16 protein-coding genes and 1 pseudogene are annotated in these 18,351 nt (G+C 69.6%); 5 read left to right on the forward strand and 12 right to left on the reverse strand.

What is annotated here, in order from left to right; translation table 11 throughout:
• Window positions 1-15: 15 nt before the first annotated feature.
• Both QZT59_RS11305 and QZT59_RS11310 read right to left on the reverse strand, forming a co-directional pair.
• On the reverse strand, window positions 16-1,143 hold the full coding sequence (locus tag QZT59_RS11305) for an asparagine synthase C-terminal domain-containing protein (RefSeq protein WP_290815960.1): 1,128 nt from the start codon (window positions 1,141-1,143) through the stop codon (window positions 16-18).
• The gene (locus tag QZT59_RS11310) at window positions 1,140-1,826 is read right to left on the reverse strand and encodes a PHP domain-containing protein (RefSeq protein ID WP_290815963.1); all 687 of its coding nucleotides are present in this window, start codon (window positions 1,824-1,826) and stop codon (window positions 1,140-1,142) included. The genes QZT59_RS11305 and QZT59_RS11310 overlap by 4 nt, the downstream gene beginning before the upstream one ends.
• Before the next feature lie 295 nt (window positions 1,827-2,121).
• Here QZT59_RS11310 and purL point away from each other — a divergent pair, with 295 nt between their 5' ends.
• Together purL and QZT59_RS11320 are read left to right on the forward strand one after the other, a co-directional pair.
• The gene (gene purL / locus QZT59_RS11315) at window positions 2,122-4,335 is read left to right on the forward strand and encodes a phosphoribosylformylglycinamidine synthase subunit PurL (protein WP_290815966.1); all 2,214 of its coding nucleotides are present in this window, start codon (window positions 2,122-2,124) and stop codon (window positions 4,333-4,335) included.
• A 173-nt stretch (window positions 4,336-4,508) separates the two neighbouring features.
• Window positions 4,509-5,096 (forward strand): HalX domain-containing protein, encoded by a 588-nt coding sequence (locus QZT59_RS11320; protein ID WP_290815969.1) that lies wholly within the window; start codon window positions 4,509-4,511, stop codon window positions 5,094-5,096.
• A 127-nt stretch (window positions 5,097-5,223) separates the two neighbouring features.
• On the opposite strand, the gene QZT59_RS11325 is transcribed toward QZT59_RS11320, so the two are convergent.
• From QZT59_RS11325 to QZT59_RS11345, 5 genes are all read right to left on the reverse strand, one after another.
• The gene (locus QZT59_RS11325) at window positions 5,224-7,092 is read right to left on the reverse strand and encodes a PAS domain-containing protein (RefSeq protein WP_290815971.1); all 1,869 of its coding nucleotides are present in this window, start codon (window positions 7,090-7,092) and stop codon (window positions 5,224-5,226) included.
• Window positions 7,093-7,277: 185 nt separating this feature from the next.
• Complete coding sequence (locus QZT59_RS11330) at window positions 7,278-8,303, reverse strand: ornithine cyclodeaminase family protein (RefSeq protein ID WP_290815974.1); 1,026 nt, start codon at window positions 8,301-8,303, stop codon at window positions 7,278-7,280.
• Window positions 8,304-8,438: 135 nt separating this feature from the next.
• Window positions 8,439-9,620: an aminotransferase class I/II-fold pyridoxal phosphate-dependent enzyme gene (locus QZT59_RS11335; RefSeq protein WP_290815977.1), complete on the reverse strand. Its 1,182-nt coding sequence runs from the start codon at window positions 9,618-9,620 to the stop codon at window positions 8,439-8,441.
• Window positions 9,617-10,102, reverse strand: a complete 486-nt coding sequence (locus tag QZT59_RS11340; protein ID WP_290815981.1) for an Lrp/AsnC family transcriptional regulator — start codon at window positions 10,100-10,102, stop codon at window positions 9,617-9,619. The genes QZT59_RS11335 and QZT59_RS11340 overlap by 4 nt, the downstream gene beginning before the upstream one ends.
• A 124-nt stretch (window positions 10,103-10,226) precedes the next feature.
• Entirely contained in the window at window positions 10,227-10,790 is a 564-nt protein-coding gene (locus tag QZT59_RS11345) for a hypothetical protein (RefSeq protein WP_290815984.1), read from the reverse strand.
• A gap of 139 nt (window positions 10,791-10,929) precedes the next feature.
• Here QZT59_RS11345 and QZT59_RS11350 point away from each other — a divergent pair, with 139 nt between their 5' ends.
• Window positions 10,930-11,493 (forward strand): thioredoxin family protein, encoded by a 564-nt coding sequence (locus QZT59_RS11350; RefSeq protein WP_290815986.1) that lies wholly within the window; start codon window positions 10,930-10,932, stop codon window positions 11,491-11,493.
• A 133-nt stretch (window positions 11,494-11,626) separates the two neighbouring features.
• On the opposite strand, the gene QZT59_RS11355 is transcribed toward QZT59_RS11350, so the two are convergent.
• From QZT59_RS11355 to QZT59_RS11370, 4 genes are all read right to left on the reverse strand, one after another.
• Window positions 11,627-12,703: an NADH:flavin oxidoreductase/NADH oxidase gene (locus QZT59_RS11355; RefSeq protein ID WP_290815989.1), complete on the reverse strand. Its 1,077-nt coding sequence runs from the start codon at window positions 12,701-12,703 to the stop codon at window positions 11,627-11,629.
• 104 nt (window positions 12,704-12,807) lie between these two features.
• Window positions 12,808-13,257 (reverse strand): dCTP deaminase, encoded by a 450-nt coding sequence (locus tag QZT59_RS11360; protein ID WP_290815992.1) that lies wholly within the window; start codon window positions 13,255-13,257, stop codon window positions 12,808-12,810.
• Window positions 13,258-13,345: 88 nt separating this feature from the next.
• Window positions 13,346-13,774 (reverse strand): hypothetical protein, encoded by a 429-nt coding sequence (locus QZT59_RS11365; protein WP_290815995.1) that lies wholly within the window; start codon window positions 13,772-13,774, stop codon window positions 13,346-13,348.
• 113 nt (window positions 13,775-13,887) lie between these two features.
• Complete coding sequence (locus QZT59_RS11370) at window positions 13,888-14,721, reverse strand: NAD(+)/NADH kinase (protein ID WP_290815997.1); 834 nt, start codon at window positions 14,719-14,721, stop codon at window positions 13,888-13,890.
• A 438-nt stretch (window positions 14,722-15,159) separates the two neighbouring features.
• Here QZT59_RS11370 and QZT59_RS11375 point away from each other — a divergent pair.
• Window positions 15,160-15,615, forward strand: a pseudogene (locus QZT59_RS11375) (ATPase domain-containing protein); the annotation flags it as partial.
• Window positions 15,616-15,673: 58 nt separating this feature from the next.
• Here QZT59_RS11375 and QZT59_RS11380 read toward each other — a convergent pair.
• Window positions 15,674-16,459, reverse strand: coding sequence for a DUF7001 family protein (locus QZT59_RS11380; protein ID WP_290816002.1), 786 nt, complete (start codon window positions 16,457-16,459; stop codon window positions 15,674-15,676).
• A 264-nt stretch (window positions 16,460-16,723) separates the two neighbouring features.
• Here QZT59_RS11380 and QZT59_RS11385 point away from each other — a divergent pair, with 264 nt between their 5' ends.
• Window positions 16,724-18,310 (forward strand): SagB/ThcOx family dehydrogenase, encoded by a 1,587-nt coding sequence (locus QZT59_RS11385; protein WP_290816004.1) that lies wholly within the window; start codon window positions 16,724-16,726, stop codon window positions 18,308-18,310.
• The last annotated feature ends 41 nt before the right edge of the window (window positions 18,311-18,351 follow it).

Consider the following 18,351-nt stretch of genomic DNA (forward strand, 5'->3'; position numbering starts at 1 on the left):
GAGCCGCCGGCGCCCTCACTCGAGACGCGATTCGACGTACCTCGTTACGTGATCGTCCATCCGGCGCTTGTAGCCGGCCCGCCTGGCGAGCCGGTCGAGCTCCCTCGCGGCGCGGCTTCCGTACTGGAGCGCCTTCTTCTCTCGGTTCGCGACCGACGCGGGGAGATACCCGCCCGCGAGGAGACGGAGTGCTCGCTTTCTGGTCCCGTCGGCGACGAAGAGCTCGGTCGGGAGCGCCAGCGCGACCGAGACGACGTCGTCGTGGAGGTAGGGGGTTTGCGGATCCACGCCGGCGGCCTGGATCGCCAGGACGTCGCGAGGGAGCTGGCGGGAGAGCGTGGCGATCTGCTCGCGGACCGCGCCTCGGGTCGTGTCGGCCGCCACCCGGTGGTCCAGGCGAACGACCTTCTCGTAGCCGCCGAAGAGTTCGTCGGCGCCCTGCCCGAGCGCGAGTCGCTCGACGCCGTCCGCTGCAGCCGCCTCGGCCGCCAGATACAGGGGAAGGGCGATCCCGACGTCCATCGCGTTGGTTCTGCCGGTGGCCGAGGCGACGGTCGGGACCGCGCGCCCGAGCGTGTCGAGATCGAGTTCGACGACCCGGAGGTCGTCCGCGCGACCCATCGACTCGGCGGCCGCACGCGCCGCCGCGATGTCGTGGCTGTCGGGGAAGCCGGCGACGTACAGCGGCGCGTCGAGCAGCGCGGCCAGCAGCGCGGAGTCCACGCCGCCCGAGAACGCCACCGCCAGCCCGTCGGTCCGAAGGGTCGCCACGGACGACAGGATCGCGCGTTCGAGGCGATCCAGGGCGAGGGCGTGATCGTCCTTCGGATCCGGATCGGGAAGGGTCCAGACGCGAGTCGGGTCGTCGGCCGGGCCGACGGCTCCCGCAGGGAACGAAACCGGGTCCGCGAGGTCGGTCGGCGAAAACGCCCACCGATCGAGTGCGGGGAGATCGTCGCCGTCGATCGAGGCGCCCTCGACGTAGAGGGGCACGCGACCGAGGACGTCTCTGACGAGCCGGCCGTCGAGTTCGCCGGCGAATCCGGCGGTGCCGGGGAGCGGGTCGCCGGCGTCGATCGCCGCCCGCACCGCGGACCGCGACCCGACGTCGGCAGCGAATCGAATCGGGCGATCCCGGCTCATCGCAAGAGCTCCGAGACGCCGTTTCGTACCCGGCGCTTCACGCCGCCGGCGGCCTGCCGGAAGCTGATTCGCCAGGGGGTCCGTTTACCGTCGACGGTCGTCCGTCCGTCGGCGATCGCATCCAGAATCGCTTCGAGTTCTCGGTCGGTCGCGTCGACGTGGGTCACGGCCTGGCCGACCATCTCGCTGATGTGGGCGTCGCTCCCGGCGGTCATGGGCAGCCCCCGCTCGCGGGCGAACCGCTCTGCCTGTCGGTTCGCCCGCCCGGTCAACAGGCGGGAGTTGTAGACCTCGATGGCGTCGGCGCTCCCGAGCTCCTCGCGCGTGATCCGAGCCATCACGCCGTGACGCGACTCCTGATAGGGGTGCGGGACGACGGCGATGCCACCGAGTTCGCGGATCCGGTCCAGGGTCTCCCCGTAGGACAGCCCCGGCGGAACGGCTTCTTCGACACCGATCCCGAGCACGTGGCCGGCTTTACTCGAGATTTCGATTCCGGGAATCCCCACGAGGCCGTACTCCGGCGCCCGTTCGGCGGCCTCGAGGCTTGCGTCGATCTCGTCGTGATCGGTGATCGCGACGGCGTCGAGACCGACGCCGGCCGCCTGCTCGAGGATCAGGTCCACGGGATCGCGCCCGTCGTAGGACAGCGCCGAGTGAACGTGGAGTTCGACCGTCAGCACGCAGGTACGTTTAGGGCGGTTGATGAAAAGCCGCTCGGTCCGGCCCGCCCGGTCGCTCCGGGCGGACCGGGCCGTCCTGGATCGTACACCCCTGGCCCAGTCCACGCCATCCGCGCCACTATGGCCCACGTCATCCACCTCGAGCTGCGACGCGTCGTCTACCGCGCACGGCGAATACCGTCCGCCCAAACACCGAACCCGGCGGCACCCGAACGCGGAGAACACCGTTCGCGAACACGCCGACCACCTCAGCACATAGAAACCCCTTTACTGCGCGCCTCGCTCCAGTCACCTAATGAGTCTTCCCGAGTCGGACCGCGAGCTCGTGGTCGACGAGCTCGGGCGCGAGCCCACCCCGGCCGAGGCCGCGCTCTTCGAGAACCTCTGGAGCGAGCACTGCGCCTACCGATCGTCGCGACCGTTGCTTTCCGCGTTCGAGAGCGAGGGCGAGCAGGTCGTCGTCGGACCCGGCGACGACGCCGCCGTCGTGGAACTGCCGACAGCCGACAGGACCGACGAGGTGTACGTCACGATGGGGATCGAGAGTCACAATCACCCGTCCTACGTCGATCCGTTCGACGGCGCCGCGACCGGCGTAGGCGGCATCGTTCGCGACACGCTCTCGATGGGGGCGTATCCGATCGCGCTCGCCGACTGTCTCTACTTCGGTGACTTCGAGGCCGACCACTCGAAGTACCTCTTCGAGGGCGTCGTCGAGGGGATCAGCCACTACGGCAACTGCATCGGGGTGCCGACGGTCGGCGGCAGCGTCGACTTCCACCCGGACTACGAGGGGAACCCGCTGGTCAACGTCGCCTGCGTGGGACTGTTGACGCCGGACCGGCTGGTGACCGCCGAGGCCCAGGAGCCGGGCAACAAACTCTTGATCGTCGGTAACGCCACCGGCCGTGACGGCCTTGGCGGCGCGAGCTTCGCCAGCGAGGACCTTGCGGAGGACGCGGAGACGGAGGACCGGCCGGCGGTCCAGGTCGGCGACCCCTACGCGGAGAAACTGCTCATCGAGGCCAACGAAGTGCTCGTCGACGAGGACCTCGTCGAGTCGGCACGCGACCTCGGCGCGGCCGGCCTCGGCGGCGCGTCGAGCGAACTCGTGGCCAAGGGCGGCCTGGGCGCACACATCGAGCTCGAGCGCGTCCACCAGCGAGAGCCGAACATGAGCGGCCTTGAGATCCTGCTGGCCGAGTCCCAGGAGCGGATGTGCTACGAGGTCCGCCCGGAGAACGTCGACCGCGTCCGCGAGGTCGCCGAACGCTTCGACCTCGGTTGTTCGGTGATCGGCGACGTGACCGACGGCAACTACGTCTGCACCTTCGAGGGGGAGACGGTGGTCGACGTGGACGCCCACTTCCTCGGCGAAGGCGCGCCGATGAACGACCTCGAGGCGACCGAACCCGAGACGCCAACTCGAGCCCTTCCGGAGACGCGACCCGACCTCGACGAGGCGTTCGAAACCGTCGTCTCCAGCCCGAACACCGCCTCGAAGCGCTGGGTCTACCGCCAGTACGACCACGAGGTCGGCGTCCGGACAGCCGTCGGACCCGGCGACGACGCGGCGATCCTCGCGATCCGGGAGGCGACGCCCGAGGCGGCCGGGGACGGGGCCGGTCCGGACGCGGCCGCCGACCACCTCGGGCTCGCGATCTCCGCCGGCGCCGCGCCGAACTGGACGGACGCCGCCCCCTACGAGGGCGCGCGCGCCGTCGCCCTCGAGAACGCGACGAACCTCGCGGCGAAGGGGGCCGAACCGCTCGCCGCCGTCGACTGTCTGAACGGCGGTAACCCGGAAAATCCGGACGTCTACGGCGGATTCACCGGGATCGTCGAGGGGCTCGCCGACATGTGTTCGGCCCTGTCGGTCCCGGTCGTCGGCGGGAACGTTTCGTTGTACAACGACTCGGCGTCCGGCCCGATCCCGCCGACGCCGACCGTCGCGATGGTCGGCACGCGGCCCGGAGTCGACGCGCCGTCCCTGCCCGCGTCGGCCGAGGGGGAAGTGCTTCTCGTCGGCGACCGGGAGCTCGCCTCCGGCGATCCCGCGCTCGGCGGGTCCGAGTACCTGGTCCGGTACGACGGGAGCGACCGGTTCCCGGCGGTCGCGTCCGAGCCGGCGGCGCTGGTCGAAGCCCTCGCCGCGGTGGCTCGCGACGCGTCGACGCGGGCCGTCCACGACGTGAGCCACGGCGGCGTCGCCGTCGCGCTGGCGGAGATGGTGACGGACGACGTCGGACTGACGGTGGAGCTCCCGTCCCCGGACGGCGAGACCGGAACGGCCGGCGCCTGCTTCCACGAGGCACCGGGCCGGGCGATCGTCCAGACGACGGAGCCGTCGGCCGTGCGCGAGGCGTTCGACGGCGTCGCGCCGGTCGAACGGCTCGGCGAACCGAGGACGGACGGAGCCCTCACGCTCGAGGTCGGCGAGGCGCGGATCCGGTACGGCGCCGGCGAGATCGCGTCGCTGCGGTCGACGATCGAATCGGCGCTGGAATAAGATCGACGGCGGCACCGACCCGGAAGAGCCAACGGCCGACCGGACCGGTTCAATCTCGGTACAATTTCTGGGAGGCGGTCGGCCCGGGCGGCCGAATCGAATCCGTGAGACCCCCGATATCTTCATAGTCCTGCGACCCGACCGATCGGACGAACCGAGAGAGGAGAACCCAGATGCCGGATACCCCCCACGTGCTGATCGTCGAGGACGAACCCGACCTGGCGAACCTCTACGCCGCCTGGCTCGACGCCTCCTGCGGCGTAGAGACCGCCTACGACGGCAACGAGGCCCTCGACGCCATCGACGAACACGTCGACGTCGTGCTCCTCGACCGCCGGATGCCCGGACTCTCCGGCGACACCGTCCTGGACGCGATCCGTGACCGAGGTCTCGACTGCCGGGTCGCCATGGTGACGGCCGTCGAACCGGATTTCGACATCATCGGGATGGGCTTCGACGACTACCTCGTCAAGCCGGTCTCCAAAGACGACCTGTTGTCGGTGATCGATCAGTTACTCTTGCGCTCGACCTACGACGAGCAACTCCAGCAGTACTTTTCGCTGGCGGCGAAGAAGGCGTTGCTGGACGCCCAGAAGACGCAAGCGGAGCTTCGATCCAGTCGGGAGTACGCGACCCTCGAGGATCGCCTCGCGGTGTTGCGGACCGAGGTCGACGACACGATGACCGAACTGTTCGAGCGAGACGTCTATCGACGGCTCTGTCAGGACATCACGCGGGAAACACCGACGGCCACCGACTGAGCCCGGTCGGAGGGCCGGCTTTCGCCATCGGTCGACGTCGGCGGACGGGCACCCGCTTTTTCATCGGCGGCTACGTCTACTCAGCCTCACGCAGGCGACGGGAGCAACGTCCACTCCTCGGACCGAATCAGGTCGACTCGAGGGTCGTGACGTCGCGAACCTCGAACCGGGTCCCGCCGTTCTCGCCGACGCCGATGGAGACCGACCAGTCGTGGGCCTCGGCGATGGCGCGGGCGACGGCGAGGCCGAGTCCCTCGCCGGATTCCTCCGGGTCGAGCGAGAGGTCCGGAATCGCGGCGGTCGCCGACGGCGGGTTCTTCGAGGCGTCGTCGAGGATGAAAAAGCCGCGCGCTCCCTCCGAGTGAGATTCCAGTCCGAGCGTTCCGACCTGGACCGTCACCTCCCCCGTCGAACGGGACGCGGCGTCGTCGAAGACGGTCTCGAGCAGGTAGCGAAACCGATCGGGATCGGCCCGGAGCGTGGCGCCGTCGTCGACCACGACGGCCGCGTGCTCGAGTCGGGAGGATTCGACGGCGTCCTCGATCGCGACCTCGAGGTCGATCGGCGCGCGCTGGCCGACGGACGTGGCGTTGCGCGCGTACTCGCGGATGTCGTCGATCAGCCGCTCCGTTCGATCGAGGGTCGCCGTTACGCGGTCTTTCGCGAAGGGGAATTCCCACTTCTCCGGTGCGTCGCGATCGTTCTCCATGGCGTCGGCGACGGTGGCCAGTTCTTCCTTGAGGTCCTCCGACAGTACCGTTGCGACGGCTTCGAGTCGCTCCGACTGTCGTTCCAGACTGTCGGTCCGTTCGCGAAGCACCCGCTCTCGTTCGGCTCGATCCAGCGCGGCGCGGGTGTTCTCCGTCAGCGTGGCGATCAGTTCGAGATCGGTCTCGTCGAACCGGTTCGGGTCGAACGATCCCGTCATCAGGGCGCCGTAGGTGCCGATCGGTGCGATGATCTCGCTTCGTAGCGGCGTGTCCGGATTGAACACGCCGTCGACTTCGTTTAGATCGTCGAACAGCTCCGGTTCGCCGGCCTCGAAGACGTCCCACACGAGTCCTTCTCCGGGTCGAAATCGCGGGAGACCGCCGAACTCCTCGTGGGCACCCGCGGTTCCGGCGATCGGATCGAGGTAGCCCTGTTGGTCGTCCAGCAGCCAGATGCCGCTGATCGGCAACTCCAGCAGGTCGCTCCCGGCGTGGACGGCGATCGCACAGATTTCCTCGGGATCGGACGATTCGAGGAGCCACCTGGTGATCTCGTGTAGCGAGTGGACGAGGCGTTCGTAGTCGCGCTGGTCGGTGACGTCCCGGACGATGGCGGCGATGCTCGGCTCGCCCGCCTCGACGGGCGCGACCCGTAACTCGGCGACGCCCTCGCTCCTCCCGGAGACCGCGTAGGGGACCTCGACGGTCCGCTGGTCGGCGTTCCCGGCGCCGACCTCGTCGATCGCCCGACCGATCGCGACCGCGTCCTCGTCGGCGATCTCCGCCGCCTCGATGACGCGCTCGACGTGGTCGCCGACGAGTTCGTCCGCGCCGACGCCGAAGAGTTCGACGATGGCGCTGTTGACCGAGACGACGCGGTAGGCGTCGTCGAGCGTCACGACGCCGTCGTCCATCGCCTCGACCGCGGCCGCGTGTTGGAGGCGCTCCGACTCCCGTCGCCTCCGGTCGGTCACCTCGGTCAGGTACACCGAGAGACCCCGTTCGTCGGGGTGGGCCCGCGCCTCGAACCACGAGTCGAGCCGGTCGTGGTGGAATTCCGTGGTGACTGGTTCCAGGTCTCGCATCGCGCGGTAGAACCCTTCCGTGGATTCCCACTCGACGGCGTCGGGGACAACGTCCCAGAGAACTCGCCCCGAGAGCTCCTCGCGGGGCCGCTCGAAGAGACCAGCCGCCGGGCGATTGACGTACGTGAACCGCCAGTCCGAATCGACGGCGAAGAACGCGTCCGTGATCCGTTCGAGTACGCGACCGGTCGCGTCGCTCACGGCCGACACCTCCGATGGGTGTCGGCTCGACCCGACTCTTCCGGCGGATGTAGGCTCGTCTCGTTGATCATCGATCCCGCCGTTCGAACCGTACGTTTCGGGGGCCGGTATTTCAGTCTCGCGGCCGCGGACGCGTCGAACCGTCCGGTGCGAATCGCGACCCGGAGAGCGGAGCCCGGAATCGCTCACAGCGCGAATTCGGAGCCAGCGTCCCGTTCGGTCGCCCGTTCGACGACGTGTTCGCTCGACGCGGCGTCCAGGACGGCCGTGCCGACGCTGGCCAGGACCAGAACGTCGTCGGCCGAGGACCGGCCGGACTCCCCGGCGAGCACCGCGCCGAAGGGCACCGGTTCGAGGTCGGAAAACGGACGGAGGTCGCCGGTCTCCCCCGCTTCGTCCGGAACGTCGGCGAACACGGTCGCCGCTCGCTCGATCGCGTCGGCGTCCAGTTCTCGCATCTCCGGCGTGTAGGCACCGACCGCGATGACGAGCGCCCCCTCCTCGAGCGCGTCTCCGGGGAAGACCGGCTCCCGGCTCGTGGTCGCCGTCACCACGACCGTCGCGTCGGATATCGCCTCGCGAGGGGAACCGACCGCGGCCGCCGGAACGTCGAGTTCCTCGGTCAGCTCGGCCGCGCACTTCTCGCGGGAGTCGCTCGGCGAGTAGACGCGGATCGACTCCAGACGGCCCCCGACGGCGGCGCGGATGGCGCGAGCCTGCCAGCGCGCCTGCGTCCCCGCACCCAGGATCGCCAGTCGGATCGATCCGTCGACGGCGAGTTCGCGCGCGGCGAGTCCCCCGATGCAGCCCGTCCGCGCGTTCGTGATCCGCGTCCCGGCGAGATACGCGACGGGTCGTCCCGTCCGCGCGTCGGTGAGTTCTATCCGGGCCGAGACGGTGGGCAATCCCCGATCGGGGTTGTCCTCGAAGACGGTGACGAGCTTAGTGGCCGCGTACGCGCTCCCGTGGACGTAGGCGGGCATGCAGAGGCCCGTGCCGAGCGGTTCGTTCGACCCGTCCGCGTCGAGTCCGGAGCCGCCCGGATCGTCGGACTCGTCCGCGTCGAGGCCGGCCCCGATCGGGTAGTGCGGCCGGTCGGGTCGGGTCACCTCGTCTCGGTAGTCGGCCCGGAAGGCGTCCGCGACGACGGGGAGGAGCGATTCGAGTTCGAGCACGTCGGCCACGTCCGCGTCCGAGAGCACCCGTACCATGCGACCCGGTTCGAGGGTCGGGGACTTCACTTTCGGGTTTGTCGGCCACGCTGCCCGTACGAATCGGCCGGGCCTACCAGCGACGGACGACGCGAACGGGTACGGCCACCGACATGAATCGTCGCGAACGTCGATTCAGTCCACTGACCGCCGGCGCGCCGGCGGTTCGTGGGTCGCGACGAACGCCTCCATTCGACCGAGAGCCTCCCGGAGCGCTGGCATGCCCGTCGCGTAAGACAGCCGCAGGTGACCCGATCCGCCCTCGCCGAAGACGTCGCCGGGGACGACGGCGACGCCCTCCTCGCGGAGCAGTTCCTCGGCGAACGCGTCCGACTTCCAGCCGTCCGGGACCTCGGGGAAGGCGTAGAACGCTCCGCGGGCCTCGAAGCAGGGGAGACCGATCTCCTCGAGGCGCGAGAGGACGAACCGGCGTCGACGGTCGTACTGAGCGACCATCTCCTCGACGTCCGGCTCGCAGGAGTCGAGCGCCTCGAGGGCGGCGTGCTGGGCGGTCGTCGGCGCGCTCAGCATCGCGTACTGGTGGACCCGGTTCATGGCGCCGATCGCCGTCGCGGGGCCCATCGCGTAGCCCAGCCGGAGGCCGGTCATCGCGAACGCCTTCGAGAACCCGTTGACGACGATCGTCCGCTCGGCCATCCCGTCGACGGCCGCGATCGAGGCGTGCTCACCGTCGTAGGTCAGCTCGGCGTAGATCTCGTCGGAGAGCACGACGAGATCGTGGTCGCGCGCGAAGGCGGCGATCGGCGCCAGGTCGGACTCGGACATGACGGCGCCCGTCGGGTTGTTCGGGTAGCAGAGGACCAGCAGGTCGGCCTCGGCGGCGCCGGCCGCCTCGAGCGCATCGACGGTCAGCCGGAAGTCGTCGGACTCGCGGGTCGGCACGGCCAGCACCTCCCCTCCGGCGAAGATCACGCCCGGCCCGTAGGAGATGTACGCCGGCTGAGCGACCGCGACGACGTCGCCCGGATCGACGAGCGCCCGGAACGCGAGATCGACCGCCTCGCTCGCGCCCGCCGTGACGAGGATCTCCTCGGCCGGGTCGTAGGTGAGGTCGTAGCGGCGAACGTACGACGCGATGGCGCCGCGCAGCTCGCGCGTGCCACGGTTGGCGGTGTAGGACGTTCGCCCGCGCTCCAGCGAGTGGATCGCCGCGTCGCGGGCGGCCCACGGCGTCGAGAAGTCGGGTTCGCCGACGCCCAGGGAGATGACGTCGTCGCGCTCTTCGGCGATCTCGAAGAACCGCCGGATCCCGGACGGACCGACGGCGCGCACGCGTTCGGACGGCTCGATCGTCATGGCGAGAACGAGAGGCGGTCGTCGTCCTCGCCGTCGCCGAGTTCGACCCCGTGGTCCTTGTAGGAGGTCATCACGTAGTGGGTGACGGTCTGGGTGATCTCGGGGACGGGCGCGACCTTCTCGCTGATGAACCGGGACACTTCGCGGATGGAGTCGCCCTCGACCTCCATGTCGAAGTCGTAGTCCCCGCTGACCAGCCGCAGCGAGGTGACCTGCGGGAAGCGGGCGAGCCGGGCGGCGATGTCGTCGTAGCTCGTTTCGCGATCCAGCGTCACGTTGAGCTCGACCTCCGCGCGGACTCGTTCGTCGGCGAGTCGGTCCCAGTCGACCACGGGACGGTAGCCTCGCACGACCCCGCTTCCCTCGAGCGCCGCGATCGCGGCCTCGACCTCGTCCGCGTCGAGCCCGGTCATGCGCGCGAGGTCGTCGACCGAGTAGCGCGCGTTCTCGCGGAGCGCTTCGAGCACCACGGCTTCGCTCATACGGTTCCTCTGCGCGAGCGAAGCAAAAAGGGTTGGCACGCGTGCAAGCCTGGCCAGGACCTCCCGGCCATCGACGAACCGGTCCCGAATCACCCGCGTGCCGAATCGGCGCCGCGCCGACGCGCTACCGGTAGTTCTTGAAGAGGATGGCGCGAACGTCGTCTTTGGTCTGGACGTCCTCCGTGGCGCCGTCGGGCAGTTCGACGCGATAGCGGTAGTCGGCCGACGGCGACTCCTCCCACTTGTCCTCGTGGGTGTCGAGGAGGTTCATCATCTGATCGAGCATGTCGTCGTCCGAGGCGGAGCCGTCCGTCCCGTCGTCGTCCTCACCGTCGCTGTCGGCACCGGACTCGTCCGCCCCCACGTCGGGCCCGCCCGCCTCCTCGTCGTCGGCGGCCGATTCGCCCTCGTCGGACGTTCCGGGCTCGTCCGCGGAGTCGACCCGATCGTCCCCGGGGGCTTCGTCTGCCGATTCGCGCTCCTCGTAGCTGATCTCCCGTCCGTCGTCGGCGGGTTCGGGGTCGAACTTGCCGTCGATCTCGAGCTCGTCGTCCAGGTTGTCGATCAGAAACTGGACGGCGTCGCACTCTCGAACGGTGCCGTACTTTCCGACGACTTCTTCGGATAGCTGTGCGCGAAGCCGCTGGATGTAGGCGTGCTGTTCGTCCGTAACCTCGAGCGTCTGCATACCTCCAACGATGTGGCGGGGGATACATAACTGTTCGATGCGCCGGGCAGGATCGAGCACGCCCGTTCGTCGCTCGGGTTCGCGCGGCGCGCGTTCCGCCTCCCGTGATCTTAAGGCCGAACCGGTGAAACACTCGTACATGGTCGAGATGGAATCCGACGCTGAGCTGGCAGCGGACGACGTCGCCCCGGCGTTCGAACTCGAGGGCGTCGACGGCGAGACCTACACCCCGGAATCGTTCGCCGATCGGGACGCGCTCCTGGTCGTGTTCACCTGCAACCACTGCCCGTACGCCCGAGCGAAGTTCGACCTCATGAACGAGCTCGCCGACGAGTACGACGACGCGGCGATCGTCGGGATCAACCCGAACGACGCCGAGGAGTATCCCGACGACTCGTACGATCGGATGGTCGAGCTCGTCGACGACGGCGAGATCGACTGGGACGCCTACCTCCGCGACGAGTCCCAGGACGTCGCCGCGAGGTACGGCGCGGTCTGTACCCCCGATCCGTTCCTATTCGCCAGGGACGGCGACGAGTGGCGACTCGTCTACCAGGGACGCCTCGACGACGCGCTCGATCCCGACGACGAACCCACGCGATTCCAGGTCCGCGAGGCCATCGACGCGGTGCTCGCCGGCGAAGAGGTCGAGCTCGAGTGGCAGCCCTCCCGCGGCTGCTCGATCAAGTGGCGCGAGGAGTGACGCCGACGCGGGATCGAAGAGCGACGTGTCGGTAAGCCGCCAGCCGGTAGGCAACGAGCCGGTAAGCCGCCAGCCGGTAGGCAACGAGCCGAAAAGCGACGAGCCGGTAAGCCGCGCCCGATCCGGGCGTCGGCTACCGGAGCGCTCGGCGGTACTGGATCGGCCACTCGACGTCGGCCCCGAGTTCGGCGGCCGCCCGCCGGCCGAAGTACGGATCCCGGAGGAACTCGCGGCCGACGAGGACGAGATCGGCCCGGCCGTTGCGGACGAGCGCGTCCGCCTGTTCCGGTTCGGTTATCCCGCCGACGGCGCCGACGAGCGTGTTCGCCTCCTCGCGCACCCGTTCGGCGAGCGGAACCTGGTAGTTCGGACCCGTCTCGCTTCGCTGGTCGGGGTGGATCCCGCCGGAGCTGACGTCGACCAGGTCGACGCCGAGGTCCGCCAGCACCCCCGCGAGGCGCGCGGAGTCCTCGATCGTCCAGGAGTCGCGGTCCGCGAGCCAGTCTGTCCCGGAGATGCGGACGAACAGCGGGTACTCCTGGGGCCAGACCTCCCGGACGGCGACGACGACGTCTCGAAGGAGGCGCGTCCGGTCGTCGAAGCTACCCCCGTAGTCGTCTTCGCGACGATTCGTGACCGGAGAGAGGAACTCGTGGAGCAGATAGCCGTGAGCGGCGTGGACCTCCGCGACCTCGAATCCGGCCGCCAGCGATCGCTCGGCCGCGGCGCGGAACGCGTCGACGACTTCGCGCAGATCGCGCTCGTCCGCGCGTCGAATCGACGGTGGCTCGCCGTAGGGGTACGCCTCCGGCGAAGGGGAGATGACCTCCCAGCCGCCGTCCTCCGGATCGATCGGCTCGTTACCCTCCCACGGGCGCGTTTTGCTGGCCTTGTGGCCGGCGTGGGCGAGCTGGATTCCCGGAACGGCCCCCTGCTCGCGGAGAAAGTCGACGACGGGCGAGAGCGCGGCGGCCTGTTCGTCGGTCCAGATGCCCAGGTCGTGCGGCGTGATCCGCCCGCGCGCCTCGACGGCGGTCGCCTCCGTCAGTACGAGTCCGGCGCCGCCCACCGCGCGACTGCCGAGGTGGACGCGGTGCCACTCCGTCGCCAACCCGTCGGGGTCACAGGAGTACTGACACATCGGGGAGACGGCCAGGCGATTGGGAACGTCGACGTCGCGAAGGGACAGCGTAGAGAACAGTTCGGTCATACCTCGGAGTTGGCGAGGACGAGTGAAAGGGGTGCGGATGCGGTCGGCGTTGCCGCGATCGGCTCCGGTCCGGTTCGAACCGGGCGGCGAGAGCGGGCCCTCCGCTACTCGCCACCCGGTTCGGTGGGAACCAGCGTCGAGACGCGGGCGTTCTCCTTGATTCGGATCCCGCCGTCCGGGACCGACAGCGGGAGCAGCGGGAGGTGCTCGGAGACGCGAAGGGAGGGGTGCGTGGCGCCGCGAGCGAGGAGCTCGTTGCGCGGCTGGAGGAACAGCGGCGACTGGGCCCCACCAGCGAGAAACTCGTTGTACTGGACGACGTACTGTCCTCCTCGCAGGTCCCACCACTCGTAGGCGTCGTCGGGATCGCGAGGCTCGGTCGGCACGGGTTCGAGCTCGGCGTCCTCGAGCTCGTCGCCGCCGAAGTCGAGCCGACCCGGTCGGGTCACTCGATAGATCGCACTCACCGTCAGATCGACGCCGCGCTCGTGGACCTGCGTCGGTTCGTAAACCAGATTGTCGACGACGTCGGAGAGTCGGTTCGGCCCGGACATCTCGGTCGGCGGTGAGGACGGCGAGGAACAAAAAACGTGGCGCTCTCGCACACCGGTAGTCCCGGGTTCCCGACGGCTCGGGCGGGGGTCAGTAATCCGGTTCGCCGTCGAGGACGTCCTCGGCGTAGTCGGCGGTGGCCGAGGTGCCGAATTCCCGGAAGCCGAGGTAGACCGTCGAGACGACGGCCCCGAGCGCCGCGGCCCACGTGGCCGCCTCCAGCATCGCTGCGGCGATTCCCGTCGTCCCGATCGCGAGCGGGCCGACGACGTGGACGGGCGCAACGGCCAGCAGAGCGAGCCAGCAACCGAGTGCGAGGGACGCGTGAGCCGTCCGCGCGGTGGCGCTCGTCCACGCGGCCAGCACGAGGCACCCGACCGTCACGGTCGCGGCGGCGGCCACCGCGTGAGCGTTCGCGCCGAGCGCCGTGTCGATCGATCCCGCGGCGGCGAACGCACCGAACGCGATCGGCAGCGAAACGACGCTTCGGGCGCGGATCCGTCGAATTGCGGTGTTCACTGTCGTTGCTGGCACCAGCACCCGGGGGTTCATATAGCTGTTGGGTCAGCGGACGCGCGTCCCTTCTCGCCGTGACGTCCCGGCACCGTACGGGAGACCGGTCCGAGAGTCGATCAGCGGAGCTTTTCGAGCGCCGCGAAGAAGTCGACCCGCGGGCCCGCGACGACGGCCGGATCGTCGGCGCGTTCGACGGTCACCGTCTGCGGCGGCTCGAGTTCGACGGTCGTGCGACCGTCGGCGATCGCCACGCCGGACTCGCACCCGTCGAGGGTCACCGCGACGGTGGCGTCCGCGTCCACGACGAGCGGCGGCATCCCTTCGGTCGGCGCCATCGGAGAGACCACGAGGGCGTCCGCGCCCGGCCGAACGAGCGGACCGCCCTCGCTCAGGTTGTACGCCGTCGAACCCGTCGGCGTCGCGACGATGGCCCCGTCCGCCGGCGTCGAGAGGTACCGGTCGCCGTCTACACCGATCTCGACCGTGGCGTCGGCCGCCGGCCCGCGCTGGGGTCCCTGGACGACCACCTCGTTCAGAGCCGGGACGAGCTCCCAGTCCGCCCCTGACGCGACGACGCGGTCGATTCGCCGCCCGTCGATCGAATCCTCCCGCAGTCGCTCGAGGAGCGACGGCACGATCGAGGTCGCCTCGTCCGGGTCGACGGCCGTGAGGAAGCCGACCTCGCCCAGGTTGACGCCGACGATCGGCGTGTCGCCGACTTCGCGGACGACGAACAGGAACGTCCCATCCCCGCCGACGGTGACGACGAGATCGCACGACGCTAACTCAGCTACCGGCCGTCCGGGACGGCCGAGCGCCCTCGCGGTCGCCTCGTCGACGCGCGTGACGACGTCGTCGGCCGCGAGTTCCGACGCGAGACGGTCGGCCAGCGACACCGCCCGGTCGCTCCCGCGCTTGGCGACGATCCCCACGGCGTACTCCCCGTCCATATCCCCACGTCCCCCGCGTTCGTCAAAAACCCGCCGGCGAACCCGGTGACGCTCGATCGGCAAGAACATATTCCCCCGTCGGATCCGCCGGGTTCCCTGAACGAGCCCGCGACCCCCACGCGGGCGGTGCCGTGGACGTCGAACGCGCACGAAATCCCCCACGAAAATCGACGACGCGAAGAGCTGGGCCACGGGCCCGCCGCGGACAAGGTGGTGTTCGTGAGCGAAGAGCTCGACGACGACTGGTTCGAACGCGCGCTCGAAGAGCGCGAGGGGGACGACGAGACCGACGCCGCCGCCGACGTCACCCGGCTTACCAGCTCGAATCCCTCGACGACCGAAGACGGATCGGCCGTGGACCTCGCGTCGTCCGTCGAAGCCGAGGGTGAAGGGATTGCCGACGCCGCGGCCGAAGCGGTCGAGGGCGACGCGGTCGAAGCGGCCGGGGACCTCGCGGTCGTCGACATCGACCCAGTCGGGATGGCGAACCGGCTCGACGCGATCCAGGAGGAGCTCCCGGCGCTCATCGAGGAGCTCGGAGCCAGCCGTCCGGTTCTCGACTCCGTCTCGTTGCCGGAGGTGATGTACGACGACCGGGCCAGGCGACGAAACGAGATATCCGACTTCGCACAGAGTCTGAAGGAGGCGGGCGAGACGGCGCTGTTGACGAGCGTGGCGTCGGCCGACACCCCCTACGCCTCCCGATACGGCATCGTCGAGTACCTCACGGACTCCGTCTTCGTCATCCAGTACGTCCGCCCGGACGACTTCGGGGAGACCCGGCCGGCGGTCGAGATCCGGAAGATCCGCGACGCCAACCACTCGCGGGAGGAACGGCCCTACGAGATCACGAGCGACGGCACCTCGAGCTACCAACAGGCGAACCTGTTTTGAACGGCGATCGCCGACGGGACGCCACCGAGTCGACGCCGGCGTGGGAGTCGAGGGTCGGTTATCGGTACCGCTCGGCGTGTTCCGGGCAGAACTCCGGCGCTCGTAGCTGGGCCCCGATCAGGTCCTCGTGGTAGTGAGCGTTGAACAGCCGGCAGCGATCGTCCTCGCAGAAGGCCTCCCCCGTCTCCAGGTAGTGGACCGCCTGCAGGACGTACCCCTTGAGGGCGTCGGTGGTCCGCGGATCGTTCTCGATCAGGAACTCGCCGTCGACCTGGTTCTCGAGGACCTCCCGCGGCGGCGTGTCGCCGGAGACGAGGGCGTGTCGCTGTTTTTCCTTGTAGTAGGCTTCCGGCTTCGCCGGCGCCTCGTAGAGGCCGGGAACGGAGACGATCGCCGGCTGACCGAGGACGTTCACGCGTTTGTGCCAGCGGCCGTCGTGGTCGCCCCAGGTGCCGATCGCGCGACCGAACAGCGCGACGTGGGCGGTCGACAGGCCGGACTCGTCCGGGGGAAGCGCGGCGTTGAGCGCCCGCTGGACTCGAACGCCGTCGTAGAGGACGCCACCCTCCCGCTCCGGATCCGCCAGGGCGCGCTCCTCGTACCGAACGATGCCGAGCATCGTGTTCCCCGTTTCGCGATCGTACGGCGAGAGGACCCGGGCTTGGGCGAATCGCTCCGGAAGCTCGTCGCGTCGGTGCCGGTCGAGGAACCGATCCTCGACGACGATCGACGGCGGATCGTCCCCGTCGGCGGCGGCCGCGAGACGATCGCGAAGCCAGTCGGCGATCTCCTCGGCGTCCGCGACCGTCGACGGCGCGCGATAGAGCGTCACTCGGTCGACCATATGATCGCTACGACCACCCGACCCGAAACGGTTGCGGTCGTCGGCGCCAGCAGTGGACGGGCTCCGATCCAACGCCACCAGCAATGCACGGCCTCCGATCCGACGGCGCCAGCAATGCATCGCATCCGCTCCGTGGGGACCAACGATGCACGGCACTCGTCCGATGGCACCATCCGAGCATCCCGCCGCTCCCACGGCGCGTCGGGCACCCGCCGACTGCCGGCGCTCCAACCTTTTTGCACCGTGACTGCGCAATCCACGGGTATGACCGACGCCAGGGAGTTCCACGACCGAACCACGCACACCCCCGAGTCGATCCGAGAGGGCGACTTCTCGCTCGACTGGGAGAACAAGCCGCGGCCGTTCAAGCGCTACCGCGAGCGTCCGCGGATCGACCTGGAGCGCATCCGGCCGCCGTGGTCTCCCGCGCTGTCGCTGGTCGCGGAGTCGCGAGCCGACCCGCTCGCATCGACCGGCGGGACGGAGCGACCGGAGTTGGATCGGGGCCTGCTCGCAGCGCTTTGCTACGAGGCGGCGGGGATCGTCCAGCGCGTTGAGACGGACGACGGTCGGGAACTGCGGTTTCGCGCGGCGTCGTGCACGGGAAACCTCCATCACATCGACCTGTACCCGGTCTGCGGCGATCTGGCGGGCGTGGACGCCGGCGTCTACCACTTCGATCCGACCGAATTCGCGTTCGAGCGACTGCGGGAGGGCGACTATCGGAGCGTGCTCGCCGAGGCGGCCGGAGAACCGTCCGTCGACGACGGTGACCAGGGATCGGCCGTCGCCACCGGGACGGGGATCGCCGACGCGCCCGTCACGATCGTCGCCACCTCCACGTGGTGGCGAAACGCGTGGAAGTACCGTGAGCGAAGCTACCGACACGCCTTCTGGGATTCGGGCACCGTCGTCGCCAACCTCCTGGCGGCGGCCCACGGTCTCGACCAGCGATCCGAGGTGGTCGCGAGCTTCGCCGACGATCCCGTCGTCGAACTACTCGGACTCGATCCGACCGAAGAAGGACCGCTCGAACTGGTTCCCGTCGGCGACGGATCGCCCGCGCCCTCGGCGCCCGACGTCCAGCCGATCGACCACGAAACCGAGCCATATTCTGAGAATCCGGTCGACTACCCGTTGATTCACGAGGCGTGGGCGGCGAGCAGACTCGGGGACGGCGGGTCGGCCCGCGGGTGGCGCACCGCGTGTCTCGAGGCTCGAGGGCTCGGAACGCGCGAGCCGGGCGACGGCGAGCGAATACCGCTCGACCCCGTCGACCACGAGACGGCGACCGCTCGACCGCTGCACCCGACCGTCGTCCGTCGCGGCTCGTGTCGCGAGTACGCCGAAAGGGGACCGTCGCGCAAACAACTCGGGACCGTCCTCGACCGAGCGACGCGCGGGATCCCGGCCGACTGGAACGGCGGCGAGGGCGACGGGCTGGACTATCTCGACGCCTACGTGCTGGCCACCGGCGTCGACGGCGTCCCGGACGCTACGTACCACTACCACCCGGACGAGGACGCCCTCGAGCGCCTGGGTGACGTCGATCGGGAGACGAAGATTCGCCTGGCGCTGAACCAGTCGTGGGCCGGCGACGCTCACGTCAACGTCTACCTGCTCGCCGACGTCGACGCCCTGGTCGAGCGGCTCGGAAGCCGCGGCTACCGACTGCCCCAGCTCGAAGCGGGGATCACGCTGGGCCGGCTCTACCTGGCGACCTACGCACACCGCGGTCTCGGCGGATTGGGGTTGACGTTCTTCGACGACCTCGTGACCGACCACCTCTCGTCGCGCGCCGACGGGCAGACGCCGATGACGCTGTTCGCGCTCGGCCGGCCGGCCGAGTGAACGGCGAGCGAGGGAAGGACGGTCGCGTCAGGATCCCCGCC

This window comes from Halovivax sp., from assembly GCA_007119345.1.
Classification (GTDB): Archaea; Halobacteriota; Halobacteria; order Halobacteriales; family Natrialbaceae; genus Halovivax.

Bases quoted from the DNA above. Each gene is read 5' to 3' on its own strand.
- QZT59_RS11335 (WP_290815977.1), bottom strand. From the start codon at position 9,620: ATGACGATCGAGCCGTCCGAACGCGTGCGCGCCGTCGGTCCGTCCGGG.
- QZT59_RS11305 (WP_290815960.1), bottom strand. From the start codon at position 1,143: ATGAGCCGGGATCGCCCGATTCGATTCGCTGCCGACGTCGGGTCGCGG.
- QZT59_RS11360 (WP_290815992.1), bottom strand. From the start codon at position 13,257: ATGTCCGGGCCGAACCGACTCTCCGACGTCGTCGACAATCTGGTTTAC.
- purL (WP_290815966.1), top strand. From the start codon at position 2,122: ATGAGTCTTCCCGAGTCGGACCGCGAGCTCGTGGTCGACGAGCTCGGG.
- QZT59_RS11370 (WP_290815997.1), bottom strand. From the start codon at position 14,721: ATGGACGGGGAGTACGCCGTGGGGATCGTCGCCAAGCGCGGGAGCGAC.
- QZT59_RS11355 (WP_290815989.1), bottom strand. From the start codon at position 12,703: ATGACCGAACTGTTCTCTACGCTGTCCCTTCGCGACGTCGACGTTCCC.
- QZT59_RS11350 (WP_290815986.1), top strand. From the start codon at position 10,930: ATGGTCGAGATGGAATCCGACGCTGAGCTGGCAGCGGACGACGTCGCC.
- QZT59_RS11345 (WP_290815984.1), bottom strand. From the start codon at position 10,790: ATGCAGACGCTCGAGGTTACGGACGAACAGCACGCCTACATCCAGCGG.
- QZT59_RS11340 (WP_290815981.1), bottom strand. From the start codon at position 10,102: ATGAGCGAAGCCGTGGTGCTCGAAGCGCTCCGCGAGAACGCGCGCTAC.
- QZT59_RS11380 (WP_290816002.1), bottom strand. From the start codon at position 16,459: ATGGTCGACCGAGTGACGCTCTATCGCGCGCCGTCGACGGTCGCGGAC.
- QZT59_RS11320 (WP_290815969.1), top strand. From the start codon at position 4,509: ATGCCGGATACCCCCCACGTGCTGATCGTCGAGGACGAACCCGACCTG.
- QZT59_RS11385 (WP_290816004.1), top strand. From the start codon at position 16,724: ATGACCGACGCCAGGGAGTTCCACGACCGAACCACGCACACCCCCGAG.
- QZT59_RS11330 (WP_290815974.1), bottom strand. From the start codon at position 8,303: ATGGTACGGGTGCTCTCGGACGCGGACGTGGCCGACGTGCTCGAACTC.